The 12,706-nt window shown below is 65.0% G+C and carries 11 protein-coding genes; 8 read left to right on the top strand and 3 right to left on the bottom strand.

Annotated elements, in window-relative coordinates; genetic code table 11:
* Positions 1-401 (bottom strand): FAD-dependent oxidoreductase (locus DM995_RS15490; protein WP_157973304.1); only part of this gene is annotated, 401 nt, incomplete at its 3' end.
* A complete protein-coding gene (locus DM995_RS15485; protein ID WP_116969992.1) occupies positions 401-1,384 on the bottom strand; it encodes an alpha/beta fold hydrolase in 984 nt (327 codons plus the stop codon). The genes DM995_RS15490 and DM995_RS15485, both read right to left, overlap by 1 nt.
* A 21-nt stretch (positions 1,385-1,405) precedes the next feature.
* On the opposite strand from DM995_RS15485, the gene DM995_RS15480 reads away from it, so the two are divergent.
* The 7 genes from DM995_RS15480 to DM995_RS15450 are packed head-to-tail and all read left to right on the top strand — an operon-like array spanning position 1,406 to position 8,638.
* Entirely contained in the window at positions 1,406-1,879 is a 474-nt protein-coding gene (locus DM995_RS15480; protein ID WP_116969991.1) for an A24 family peptidase, read from the top strand.
* A gap of 41 nt (positions 1,880-1,920) precedes the next feature.
* Entirely contained in the window at positions 1,921-2,961 is a 1,041-nt protein-coding gene (gene cpaB / locus DM995_RS15475; protein ID WP_116969990.1) for a Flp pilus assembly protein CpaB, read from the top strand.
* Positions 2,958-4,634, top strand: a complete 1,677-nt coding sequence (locus DM995_RS15470) for a type II and III secretion system protein family protein (RefSeq protein WP_023838950.1) — start codon at positions 2,958-2,960, stop codon at positions 4,632-4,634. The genes cpaB and DM995_RS15470 overlap by 4 nt, the downstream gene beginning before the upstream one ends.
* Before the next feature lie 28 nt (positions 4,635-4,662).
* Complete coding sequence (locus DM995_RS15465; protein ID WP_023838949.1) at positions 4,663-5,304, top strand: CpaD family pilus assembly protein; 642 nt, start codon at positions 4,663-4,665, stop codon at positions 5,302-5,304.
* On the top strand, positions 5,301-6,596 hold the full coding sequence (locus DM995_RS15460; RefSeq protein WP_023838948.1) for a CpaE/TadZ family protein: 1,296 nt from the start codon (positions 5,301-5,303) through the stop codon (positions 6,594-6,596). The genes DM995_RS15465 and DM995_RS15460 overlap by 4 nt, the downstream gene beginning before the upstream one ends.
* 57 nt (positions 6,597-6,653) lie before the next feature.
* Positions 6,654-7,625 (top strand): type II secretion system F family protein, encoded by a 972-nt coding sequence (locus DM995_RS15455; RefSeq protein ID WP_023838947.1) that lies wholly within the window; start codon positions 6,654-6,656, stop codon positions 7,623-7,625.
* Positions 7,626-7,669: 44 nt separating this feature from the next.
* Positions 7,670-8,638, top strand: a complete 969-nt coding sequence (locus DM995_RS15450) for a type II secretion system F family protein (RefSeq protein ID WP_023838946.1) — start codon at positions 7,670-7,672, stop codon at positions 8,636-8,638.
* Positions 8,639-8,771: 133 nt separating this feature from the next.
* Here DM995_RS15450 and DM995_RS15445 read toward each other — a convergent pair whose 3' ends face one another.
* Positions 8,772-11,315 carry a TonB-dependent receptor gene (locus DM995_RS15445; protein ID WP_198669385.1) on the bottom strand — a complete coding sequence of 848 codons (2,544 nt, stop codon included), beginning with the start codon at positions 11,313-11,315 and terminating at the stop codon, positions 8,772-8,774.
* Between the two features lie 413 nt (positions 11,316-11,728).
* Here DM995_RS15445 and DM995_RS15440 point away from each other — a divergent pair.
* A partial coding sequence (locus tag DM995_RS15440) for a CaiB/BaiF CoA transferase family protein (RefSeq protein ID WP_157973303.1) occupies positions 11,729-12,706 on the top strand: 978 nt, incomplete at its 3' end.

Genomic DNA, 12,706 nt, shown 5'->3' with positions numbered 1-12,706 from the left:
TCGACAATGTCATCGGCCAGCCCCGGCAGCAGCGCTGCGATCCGCTCGCGCCCCCAGCGCTCCATCCGCACGCCGGAGCCCGCGAACTCGGCCTCGAACGCGTCGAGCAGCGCCTCCTCGCCCGCCCGTGCGAGCGTCAGCGCGCCGCGCGGGGCGAGGAAGCTGCGGTTGCCATAGCCACCCGGCGGCGAATGCAGCCAGGGGCCGGAAGCCGTGGTGAGCGGCTGGACCTTCGGCCCGCCATAGCTTTCCGCCCAGAAGGCCGCCGAGCGCCCGGTCGAATGATAGCCGGGCCGCTCCTCCGCCTCTGCCACCAGCACGCGCGCATGCGGCGCGACCTCGGCGGCAAGGCTGGCACCGGCGATCCCGGCGCCGATGATGACGACGTCGTAATCGGCCATCAGGCGGCGGCCCCGGCCTTTTCGCTGTGCGCGGCAGGTGCCTTGCGCGCGAGGAAATCGTCGATGGTCGCCAGGATGCGATCGCGGATCGGGTCGACCTCGCGCAGCACCTCGTGCCGCGCCTCGCGCCCGAAGCTCAGCAGCTCCGCGCCCGGAATACGCCCGGCGGCCGCCACCGTCGCCTTGTTGTCGACCAGCTGGTCCGCGCTGGTACCGATCAGCAGCATCGGCGCGCGCACCTTTTCCCACTGGCCGGGGGCGTTGAGGCGGATGATCGATTCATAGGCGCGCTCGACCCAGTGCCAGCTCGCCGGGCCCATCACCAGCTCGGGCCGCTCGGCCCACCACCACAATTCGTCCTGATAGCGCTCATCGTCGTGCGTCAGCAGCGTCTGGCGGATCGCCAGCGGCGAGGCGGGCTTCTCGCTGACCTTCCAGGCCGGGCGCTCGGGCCTGCCCAGTCCGCGCATCAGCTTGGTCACGACATGGCCGACCGCGAGCGGCAGGCCCAGGCCCTTCAAGCCCAGCATCGGAGCGCTCAGCACCGCGGCATCGGGGGTGATCCGGCCGTCCTGGATCGCGCGCGCGATCAGGTGCCCGCCCATCGAATGGCCGACCACGACATACGGGCCGGGGCGCGAGACCACCCAGTCCGCCCAGAAGCCGGCAATGTCGTCGATCCACTGGCTGAAGTCCTGGATATGGCCGACATATTGGTGATCGCTCATCCGGCCGCTGCCGCCCTGCCCGCGCCAGTCGGCGGAGGTGACGTTCCAGCCCTGCGCCTGCCAGTGCGCCAGCGTTTCCAGATATTTTTCGTAGATATCGCCGCGGCCCGGCATGAACAGGATCGACCCGCGTGGCGCACCGTCTGCCATCCAGTCGATGCGGCGCAGCGGCCAGCCATCGGCGGCGTTCCAGCGGCTTTCCACCGCGCCCGCCGGGATGGCGCGACGGTTTATGGTTACTTTTTGGTAAGTCATGCCCGCTATACGCCAGACCCCATGGAAAACGGTCCTCTCGTCTACGGTTTGCTGGCCGCATTGGCAATCGCGCTGTTGCACGCGGCCTATACCGATATCGTGCGCCGCGAGATCGAGGACTGGCTGAACGCAGGGATAGCGCTGACCGCGCCGGTCTTCTGGTGGGCCTGCGGGCTTTCCTTCTGGCCGGACATGGCGCTGCAGCTCGCGCTGGGCGCGGGCGTGTTCGTGTTCTTCGCGCTGATGTTCGCGATCGGCGCGATGGGCGGCGGCGACGTGAAGCTGCTCGGCGCCATCGCCTTGTGGTTTCCCTGGGCCGAGATGGCGCGGATCACGATCATCATGTCGCTGATCGGCGCGGTGCTGACCGTGATGGTGGTGGCCGTGCACAAGGTGAGGCGCAGCCCGGGCCGGCCGGAGGTTCCCTATGGCGTGGCCATCGCCATGGCGGCGCTTTGGCCCGTTGGCGAACGGTTTTTTAACCATTTTGCCTGAAACGATGAACATTCTGAAGGACTTTGGGGGCTGAAAACGCCATGGATAGACGCAAAGTAAACCTGCTTGTGGGCGCGCTGATGATCGCGCTCTGCACAGCCTTTCTCGCCAGAAGCCTGTTCACCGGATCGGCCGCGCCTTCGGTTACGGCAGCGCCGCAACAGGCGGTTCCCACGGGTCCGCGCGTGCTGGTCGCCAAGCGCTCGCTGCCGGTCGGCACGATCATCACCCCCGATAGCGTCGCCTTCCAGCCCTGGCCGAGCGAGCTGGTGAGCAACGCCTATTTTCTCGAAGCCGATTCCAAGATCGATTCGCTGCTGGGCACCGTGGTCCGCAATGCGGTGACCGCCGGGCAGCCGGTGACGCAGGGCTCGCTGGTCAAGCCGGGCGATCGCGGCTTTCTCGCCGCCGCGCTGGGACCGGGCATGCGCGCGGTCACCGTTCCAGTTTCCGCCCGCACGGGCGTTGCCGGCTTTGTCTTCCCGGGCGACCGGGTCGATCTGGTGCTGACCCAGTCGATCAGCGGCGACAGCGGCCCGGCCCTCAACGCCTCCGAAACCATCATCCGCAACCTGCGCGTGCTGGCGACCGACCAGCGCGTCTCGGCCGAAAATGCCGAAGGCAAGCGCGAGGTAATTGCCTTCACCACGGTGACCGTCGAAGCCACGCCCAAGCTGGCCGAGAAGATCGCGGTGGCCCAGACCATCGGCACGCTCAGCCTGTCGCTGCGTTCGATCGCCGACAACGAGGCCGAGCTCGAACGCTCGATGGCCGCTGGCGATATCAACCTGCCCGCCGGTGCCGACCGCAAGACCGAGGACAAGCTGCTCAAGGCGCTCGCCACGCGTCCGGTCGATACCGACGTGACCTTCGTGACCGGGGGCGATGTCTCTCGCTTCCAGCGTCGGTCGGTCCCCGTGATGGGCGGCGGCAATCGCCAGAGCAGCTATAACGGACCCAATGCACCCAGCGCGGCGCCCATGCAGGCCGCAGCTTCTGCTGCACCGCCGGTGCCGCGTGGCCCCGTCGTGCGCGTGGCCCGCGGCAATACAGTGACCGAAGTACCGGTCGGAGGGAAATGACCATGCGTTTTTCCAAATTCATCAAGGGCGTCCTGCTGGGTAGCGCCGTCGCGGCCACCGCCTCGCTGTCCGGACTCGTCCCGGCGATCGGAGGGGCTGCCCTGGCGCAGTCCGCCGTGCAGCGTCCGACCGAAACGCTGGTCCTGTCCATCGGCCGCGGTCAGCTGATCCAGCTTCCGGGAACGATGGCCGACCTTTTCGTGGCCGATACCAGCGTCGCCGACGTCCAGGTCAAGTCGGCCAGGCAGCTCTATGTCTTCGGCAAGGCCGGGGGCGAGACGACGCTCTATGCCAGCAACGCAGCCGGCCAGGTGGTCTACGCCGCCACCGTCCGCGTCGGATCGAACATCGACTCGATCGACCAGATGCTGACGCTCGCCATGCCCGACGCCAAGGTGCGCGTCAGCACGCTCAACGGCGTCGTCCTGCTCACCGGCACCGTCGGCGCGCCCGAGGACAGCGCCGAGGCCGCGCGGCTGGTCCAGGCCTTTGTCGGCGACGGCGTCAAGGTGATCAGCCGTCTTGCGACGGCCACCCCCATGCAGGTGAACCTGCAGGTCCGGATTGCCGAGGTCAGCCGCTCGCTGGTCAAGGAAATCGGCGCCAATCTGCTGACCCGCGACCTGACCGGAGGCTTCCAGTTCGGCGTCGGCCGCGCATCGCGCAACTTCGCGACGATCGGCAACACGATCGACGTCAGCACGCTGCCGCGCGTCGATGCCTCGGCGCAGTTCGGCCTGCCGGCGGGATCGATCAGCCTGCCCTTCAATCCTGCTACCGGCCAGTTCGTGACAGGCGGCACGGCCACGCGCTTCAATCTTCCGACCGACGGCAAGACCGCCATCCAGGCAGCCGGACGGCTGTTCGGGGTCGATATCGCCAGCGCGTTCGACCTAGCCGAACAGGTCGGCCTGGTGGTCACGCTGTCGCAGCCCAACCTGACCGCGCTCTCGGGCGAGACCGCCGACTTCCTTGCGGGCGGGGAATTCCCGATCCCGATCAACCAGGGCCTGGGCACCACGACGATCGAATACAAGAATTTCGGCGTCAGCCTGGCCTATACCCCGACAGTGCTGGCCAATGGCCGCATCTCGATCCGCGTGCGCCCCGAGGTGTCCGAACTGTCGTCCGCCGGATCGGTGACGCTCAACGGCTTCCAGGTGCCGGCGCTGACCATCCGCCGCGCCGAGACGACGGTGGAACTGGGCTCGGGCGAAAGCTTCATGATCGCCGGCCTGCTGAGCAACAACTCGCAGAACCTGGTCGACAAGGCCCCGGGCCTGGGCGACGTGCCGGTGCTGGGCAACCTGTTCAAGTCGTCGAACTTCCGCAAGGGCGAGACCGAACTGGTGATCGTGGTGACGCCGTATCTGGTCAAGCCGGTCAACGCCAATGACATCAAGCTGCCCACCGACGCTTTCCGCACGCCCGACGACCTCGAGCGGCTGATCAACCATCAGGAATCGGATGGCGTGAGCGGCGGCGATCGTCCCAAGCCCAGCGTTGCGCCTTCGGGCGGAACCGGCGGGCCCGAATTCGGCGCGCTGCCCGATCAGCCGCGCGCCCTGCCCCAGCCTGCGGCCAAGCCACAGCGCGCGGCGAAAAAGGGCAAGGCGAAACAGGGTGAAAAGTCATCGGATCTCGCCGCCGCCCCCGGTTTTTCGTTCGATTGAGGCCAGACCCGCTTTGAGGAGAATAGCAATGCGCGCTTATCATGCAGCCATCGCAGCAGCGGCCGTCCTGACCTTGTCGGGGTGCGGCAACATGGCCAGCAACCGCGGCCTGGAAAGCGTCCATCAGCCGGTCGTTTCGCGGAGCAACTACACGCTGGACCTGAATGCGGCGGGCGGATCGCTCCCCGCGCAGGAACAGCGGCGCCTGGCCGAATGGTTCCAGGCGATGGACCTGGGCTATGGCGATCGCGTCTCGATCGATGACCCGGCGGGCCGCAACGTCGTGGTCAAGTCGGCGATCGAAGCCGCCGCATCGCGCCATGGCCTGCTGGTCAACGACATCGCGCCCGTCACGACGGGAGAGATCGCCCCCGGCGCGGTCCGTGTCGTGGTGACCCGCAGCACCGCCGAGGTGCCCGGCTGCCCCGACTGGAAGGGCAAGCTGGAAATGAACTATCGCAACGCGACCAGCACCAATTACGGCTGCGCGGTCAATGCCAATGTCGCGTCGATGGTGGCGAACAAGGAAGACCTGGTGCGCGGCGAGCCGGGCGCGCTCACCACATCGACCCAGCGTTCGGACACCGCCATCAAGCAGTATCGCGAAGCCCCGCCGACCGGCGCGCAAGGCCTGAAGCAGGGCTCGACCCAGCAGGGAGGATCGCAGTGAACGCACCCTGGAAACCGGGCATGACAGCCAATCGCGACCAGTTCGCGGCGTTTGTCTGCGACGAGGCGACGCTCGACATCGTGCGCGCCATGGCGATCAACATGGGCTGGCCGCCGGAAAAGTGCAACAAGGGCGGCCTCCGCAACGCCGTCCAGTCGCTCTCGATCACCGCGAGCCCCAACATCCTGCTGGTCGACCTGTCGGAATCGGGCGATCCGCTCAACGATATCAACGCGCTTGCCGAGGTGTGCGAGCCGGGCACCGTGGTGATCGCCATGGGTCAAGTCAACGATGTGCGCCTGTATCGCGATCTGATCGCGAGCGGCCTGCACGATTATCTGCTCAAGCCCGTGGGCCCCGACCAGATCCGCGATTCCATCCTGCAGGCGCAGGCGATGCTCAATGCCCCCAAGCCGGGCGAAGCGGTGACCGAGCGCGCGCATGTCGGCATCATGGTCATCGGCACGCGCGGCGGTGTCGGCGCGTCGACCGTGGCGACGTCGCTGGCCTGGCAACTCAGCAAGAATGCCGGTCGCATGACCGCCCTGCTCGACCTCGACCTGCATTTCGGCACCGGCGCGCTGACCATGGACCTGGAGCCTGGCCGCGGCCTGACCGACGCGATCGACAATCCCAGCCGCATCGACGGCCTGTTCATCGAACGCGCGATGATCAAGGCCAATGACAAGCTTTCGATCCTGTCGGCCGAAGCGCCGATCAGCTCGCCGCTGATCACCGACGGAACCGCGTTCTTCCAGCTGCAGGAAGAGTTCCGCCACGCGTTCGAGAACACCGTGGTCGATCTGCCGCGGCAGATGCTGATCGACTATCCGCATCTGGTCTCCGAAACCAATATCGCGGTGCTGGTGACCGAACTGACGCTCGCTTCGGCGCGCGACGCGATCCGGCTGCTCGCCTGGCTCAAGTCGAATGCGCCTGCCGCGCGGGTGATCGTGGTGGCCAACAAGGTGCAGCCGGCGGCGCTGGAAATCAGCCGGGCCGATTTCGAGACCACGATCGAGCGCAAGATCGATTTCCTGATCCCCGCCGATGCCAAGACCGCCGCCCAGGCTGCCAAGCTTGGCCAGCCGTTCTGCGAGGCGGGCAAATCGACCAAGGCGGGCGCAGTGATGAAATCGCTGACCGATCGCTGCCTGGGCCTGGCCGAAGAGGATGCGGCGGCGGAGAAGGACACCGGCGGCGCCAAGAAATCGCTGCTCGGCAAGTTCGGCGATTTCAAGTCGCTGCTACCGGCCAAGCCGAACAAGGCGGCAAAGGCCGCCAGGAAGTAACCGGAACCGCCGCGCTGTATCGGCCAGCGGTGGGCCCACATCACGGGTGAAGAGCGCATGGATATGGTGCAGACATTGCTGTTGGCGGGAGGGCTCGCGAGCGTCCTCGGCCTGCTCGCCATCGCGTTTTCGGGCCCGTCCGAACGCAAGGAGCTGCAACGTCGCATCCTGGCGGTGCGCGAGCGCTATAGCGAGAATGCCAGCGCCAAGGTCGAGGCGCAGATGCGCAAGGCCATCGCCAACCGCAAGCCCCGCTTCAACCAGGATGGCGAAGCGCTGACCAAGGTGCAGATGCTGGCGCGTCGCCTGGCGATGACGGGCAAGCACTGGACCGTCGCGCAGTTCGGCCAGGTCGTGGTCGGTCTGGGCCTGCTGGTTGCGATGGCGGTCTATTTCCGCACCGGCCAGCTGGTGATGAGCCTGTTCATCGGCTCGGCGCTCGGCTTCGGCCTGCCGCACATGGTCGTCGGCCATTTCATCAAGCGCCGCCTCAACCAGTTCACCGCGCGCTTTCCCGATGCGATCGACCTGCTGGTGCGCGGCCTGCGCTCGGGCCTGCCGGTGACCGAGACGCTCACGGTCGTGGCCAAGGAAATTCCCGGCCCGGTGGGCGAGGAATTCAAGCTGGTGACCGAGCGGATCAAGATCGGCCGGTCGATGGAAGATGCGCTTCAGGAAAGCGCCAACCGGCTGCAGACCCCGGAGTTCAACTTCTTCTGCATCACCCTGGCGATCCAGCGCGAGACCGGCGGCAACCTCGCCGAAACGCTGTCGAACCTGGGCGCGGTGCTGCGCTCGCGCGCGCAGATGAAGCTCAAGATCCGGGCCCTGTCGTCCGAATCCAAGGCCTCCGCCTATATCGTCGGGTCGCTCCCGTTTCTGGTGTTCATGATGATCTGGTGGGTGAACCCCGCCTATCTCGCGGGCTTTTTCGTCGAGGAACGGCTGATGATCGCCGGGATCGGCGGCCTGGTGTGGATGGGCATCGGCGTGTTCATCATGGCCAAGATGGTCAGCTTCGAAATCTGATCGGGGGATAAGGGACAGTGCAGGAATCAGCCAATCCTACCCTGATGGGGATCGACGTGATCTTCGTGGCGACGCTGCTCGCCGCGGTGGCGACGCTCGCGGTGCTGATCGCGATCTACGCCGCGACCACGGTGCGCGATCCCATGGCCAAGCGCGTCAAGGCGCTGAACGAGCGGCGCGAGCAGCTCAAGGCAGGGATTACCGCGTCCACCGCGAAGAAGCGCGCCAAGATCATCCACAAGAACGACACCACCGACAAGATGCGCAGCACGCTGCAATCCTTGCGGGTGCTGCAGGACGAGCAGCTCAAGTCAGCGCAGCAGAAGCTCGCGCAGGCGGGAATCCGTTCCAAGGACGTTGCGGTGGCGATCATCTTCGGGCGGTTGGTGCTGCCGATCGCGCTGGGCGGGCTTGCCGCGCTGCTGATCTATGGCCTGGGCGTGCTGGTGCCCGACTGGACCCCGATCAAGAAATTCGGTCTGTTCGCCGCGATCCTGCTGGGCAGCTACAAGGCCCCCGACCTGTTCGTGCAGAACATGATCACCAAGCGCACCGATGCGATCCGCAAGGGCCTGCCCGACGCGCTCGACCTGCTGGTCATCTGCGCCGAGGCAGGTCTGACCGTCGACGCCGCGTTCAACCGCGTCGCCAAGGAACTGGGCCGCGCCTATCCCGAGCTGGGCGATGAATTCGCGCTGACCGCGATCGAACTCGCCTTCCTTACCGAGCGCCGCCAGGCCTTCGAGAACCTCGCCTATCGCGTCGCGCTCGATTCTGTGCGCGGGGTGGTGACGACGATGATCCAGACCGAGAAATACGGTACCCCGCTGGCCTCCGCGCTGCGCGTGCTCTCGGCCGAATTCCGCAACGAACGCATGATGCGCGCCGAGGAAAAGGCCGCGCGCCTGCCCGCGATCATGACCGTCCCGCTGATCCTGTTCATCCTGCCGACGCTGTTCGTCGTCATTCTGGGCCCGGCGGCCTGTTCGATCGCCGACGCCTTCAGCAAATAGCATCGTTTGCCCGGCGTCCGGCATCGGGCCCCAAAAAAAGGGGCGGCCGCCGTTGCCGGTGCCGCCCCAGGTCACTGATGTTCACCGCCCGATGGTGTCCTATCGGGCGGTGTCCCCCATCAATGCGTGAACCTCAATATTTCGCGCGCAACGTGATGCCGTAGGTGCGCGGCTCGTCGAGGAAGGCAATGCGCGAGCGGGTGCCCGCGCCACCCCGCAACGGCGTATTGGCCGTAATGCCGCGCGTGATCTCGTCGCTCAGATTGGTACCCCAGATTTCGAAGGTGAAACGCTCGTCTGGCGTCGTGAAGCCAAGGCGTGCGTTGATCTTGAAATAGTTTTCCTGAACGTCGAACGGCAGCGGCTGGCCGGATGTTTCACGCGGGGTGGTGCTGGTCCGCCGCGCGCCTGAATAGTTGACATTGACATTCGCCAGCATGCCCCAGCCCGACGAATTGAGCGGGCCATCATAGGTAATGCCGGTGACACCGCTCCATTTGGGCGCATTGGTCAACTGGCTGCCGCACAGGGTCAGCACCGTCGCCAGCGCCGCACCGGTAATCCCCCTGCCGCAATTGTTGGGATAGCGTGCATCGGCATAGGTCGCGGCGAAGTTGACCGTGATGTACGGATCGAACCGCCCCACCACTTCCAGTTCCGCACCGGTCGACTTGGCCCCTGCAACGTTGAAGGTCTGGAACTGCACACCCGTGAATTCGAGCACCTGGAAGTCCGACATGTCCATATGGAACAGCGCCAGGTTTGCCGTGATCTTGCCATTGGCCAGCGTCGTCTTCACGCCCGCTTCATAGGCATCGACCTTTTCGGAATCGAACCGTGGGTCCGCCCCGCCAGCCGAGGCAGCAGGGTCGAGGTTGAAACCGCCTGACTTGAAGCCGTGGCTGAAGCCGGCATAGGCCAGGAAGCCGTTGTTGCTGTTATACGCCAGTTGGACGGTATAGGTCAGCTCGTCATCCTTGAACCGCAGCGCATATTCCCGAGGCAGCGGCAGCACCGTCGATGCAGGCAAATTGGCCTGGGTCGCAAACGGGAAGCAGGTCAGACCGAGACCCGCCGACGCCAGCGCCTGGGCCGTTGCCGCGGGAAGCCCGAAGGGAGCAGAAGTCAGGTTGGCGATGATGTTGTTGAAACCGCCCGAAATCGTGGCGCAGGCGTTGGAACTGCCCGCGATCTGATCGAACGCGCCATCCTTGGTTTCATCGACATAGCGTGCGCCGAGCGTCAGGCTGATATTGTCGGTGAAGTTGATGACGTTGTGCGTGAAGACCGAGAAGCTTTCCGCGTCTTGGGTGAAGCGGTTCACCCCGAAGCTGCCATTGGCATTGACACCCGTGTTGAGCGGCGAGGCATAGGCCGGAAAGCCGCGAACCTTTGCCAGCCGGGTCAACGCGAACAACGGGTTCGGCCCCAGAAACGCGAGATTGTTGCCGAGCAGCGGCGCGAGCACCGTCGAGGCATAGGCCTGATAATCCGGGCCGAGGGTCATCGCCTGGATTTCGTCGATCTTCTCATCCGAATAATAAGCACCGACCAGCCAGTCGACCGCGTCGTTGAACGCGCTGCCTTGGAAACGCAGTTCGTGCGTCATCACCTTGTTGGTGCCGCCCGAGGATGGGAAATTGGGGAAGGCCTCGAACGGGCTGTTGCCGACATTGTAGACATTCAGGCCGACAAAATCGTCTTGGTCCGATGCCGCCTCGAACCGGCGATAAGATCCGATATAGGTCAGTTGCGCCGGACCCAGATCCCATTTCAGTTCACCCGAAACGCCCCATTGTTCGGAATCATTGTTGTAGCCATTGTCGCTGCTCAGGCGATTGACGACGGCATTGCGACCGAAATCTCGCACCCCGTTGAATGGCAGACCATAGAGCTGGAACGCGTTGAGCGCGACAAGCTCGGTCTCGCGGATGATGACAGCGGTACAGCAGTTTTCATCAGACTTGGCATAATCGCCGACGATGCGGATGCTGACATCCGGCGAAGGCTCCCAAAGCAACTGGCCGCGAAGCAGATAGCGGTCGCGGTTCCCGCTCTCCGCGCCCGTGACACTGCTGTCGATGATGCCGTCGCGCTTGCGATAGGCACCCGAAACGCGGACACCCAGCGTGTCCTGAACCAGCGGCACGCTAACTCCGGCCTGAATGCCATAATAGTCAAGATTGCCGATGCTCGCATTGGCAAAGGCTTCCACCTTGGTCAGGTTGGGTCGGCGGGTGGTGATATTGAGCGCACCTGCCGAAGTGTTGCGCCCGAACAGCGTGCCCTGCGGACCGCGCAGGATTTCCAGCCGTTCGAGGTCGAGAAGGTCGCCCAGCGCGATGCCGGGGCGCGACTGGTAGACGCCGTCGATGAAGACGCCGACCGAGCTTTCGAGGCCGGTATTGTTGCCCGTGGTGCCGACACCGCGAATACGGATAGAGGTGCCCTGGGTTTCGGTCTGCGATGACTGCAGGTTGAAGCTGGGCGTGATCGAACTGAGCGTGCGGATATCCTGGACATTCTGGCGATCAAGGTCAGCCGGGCTGACGGCGGTCACCGCGATCGGGATGTCCTGGACGTCCGCCGCGCGGAGCGTCGCGGTCACGATGATCACGTCGCGCTCGGGCGCCTGGTCATCCTGTTGCGCATCCTGCGCCTGGGCCATCGATGTCATTGAGACAGTGCAAAGCAAGCCCAGAACGGGCTTCCACAAAGTGCGCATCCTCTTCTCCCACAAGCAACCTGTTAGTTGTGCTTTTGCCCCCCATCACTCTTCAGGTGATGTCTGGTGCAGGGGAAAGCTGTCACAATGGCTGCCGGATTGCAATTCGTTTTAATTCCCCGGTTAAACTTTTGCAGTGCGACAAGAATGGCGCAAATCCTGACCTTTTTATTTGTTGCGTCGCAGCACGACCTTTCCGTTACGGGAAAGTCGCCCGCCGCTGGAATGGGGGGTGGTATTTTTTTGCAACGCAGTGCGGCAGGGATCCTCATGGCCAGGCCCGATCATCGAAATCGGGCTTGCATTGAATCCAGCCGACGCTAGCGTGCCCGCCTTAATCGATCAGTTAAACGAGGTGGAGAGACATGGCCGGAGCATTGGCAGGGGTGACGATCATCGAACTGGCGGGAATCGGACCCGGCCCGTTCGCCGCGATGATGCTGGCCGATCACGGTGCCCGGGTCATCCGGGTGGAACGCGCATCCAGCCGCTCGACCGTGGGCGACGCCGGCAATCGCGACATTCTCAACCGCAACCGCGAGGTGGTCGCGGCCGATCTCAAGTCGCCCGAGGGCATAGCGCAGGTGCGCGACCTCGTCCGCACCGCCGATGGCCTGATCGAGGGCTTCCGTCCCGGCGTGATGGAGCGACTGGGGCTCGGCCCCGACGTGCTGCTCGCCGACAATCCGAAGCTCGTTTACGGCCGGATGACCGGCTGGGGCCAGACCGGGCCCTATGCACCTTATGCCGGGCATGACCTCAACTATATCGCGCTTTCGGGCGCGCTGCACAGCTATGGCCGCGCGGCCGAGAAGCCGACCCCACCGGTCAATGCGGTGGGCGATTTCGGCGGCGGCGGCATGTTCATGGCGTTCGGCATGGTCGCCGGCATCCTCTCGGCGCGCAGCACCGGCAAGGGCCAGGTGATCGATTGCGCGATGACCGATGGTGCGGCCGTGCTCTCGGCGATGACCTATACTTTCCTCGCCAACGGCCAGTGGCGCGACGAGCGCGGGGTCAACCTGCTCGATACCGGCGCGCATTTCTATGACACCTATGAATGCGCCGACGGCAAGTACATCTCGATCGGCTCGATCGAACCGCAATTCTACGCGCTGCTGCGCGAGAAGGCGGAGCTGACCGATCCCGCCTTCGACCTGCAGATGGACCCGCGCCAATGGGGTCCGCTCAAGGAGAAGCTCACCGCCCTGTTCCTGACCAGGACGCGCGACGAATGGTGCGCGATCATGGAACATACCGATATCTGCTTCGCCCCGGTGCTGAGCCTGAAAGAGGCCCCCGAACACCCGCACAACAAGCAGCGCGGCACCTTTATCGAGGTG

It is taken from the genome of Blastomonas sp. UPD001, assembly GCF_003426715.1.
Classification (GTDB): domain Bacteria; phylum Pseudomonadota; class Alphaproteobacteria; order Sphingomonadales; family Sphingomonadaceae; genus Blastomonas.
This window is presented reverse-complemented; position numbering and strand designations above follow the sequence as displayed.

Coding starts and splice junctions, on each gene's coding strand:
- DM995_RS15470 (WP_023838950.1), top strand. CDS start 2,958: ATGACCATGCGTTTTTCCAAATTCATCAAGGGCGTCCTGCTGGGTAGC.
- DM995_RS15455 (WP_023838947.1), top strand. CDS start 6,654: ATGGATATGGTGCAGACATTGCTGTTGGCGGGAGGGCTCGCGAGCGTC.
- DM995_RS15445 (WP_198669385.1), bottom strand. CDS start 11,315: ATGACATCGATGGCCCAGGCGCAGGATGCGCAACAGGATGACCAGGCG.
- DM995_RS15480 (WP_116969991.1), top strand. CDS start 1,406: ATGGAAAACGGTCCTCTCGTCTACGGTTTGCTGGCCGCATTGGCAATC.
- cpaB (WP_116969990.1), top strand. CDS start 1,921: ATGGATAGACGCAAAGTAAACCTGCTTGTGGGCGCGCTGATGATCGCG.
- DM995_RS15450 (WP_023838946.1), top strand. CDS start 7,670: ATGGGGATCGACGTGATCTTCGTGGCGACGCTGCTCGCCGCGGTGGCG.
- DM995_RS15485 (WP_116969992.1), bottom strand. CDS start 1,384: ATGACTTACCAAAAAGTAACCATAAACCGTCGCGCCATCCCGGCGGGC.
- DM995_RS15465 (WP_023838949.1), top strand. CDS start 4,663: ATGCGCGCTTATCATGCAGCCATCGCAGCAGCGGCCGTCCTGACCTTG.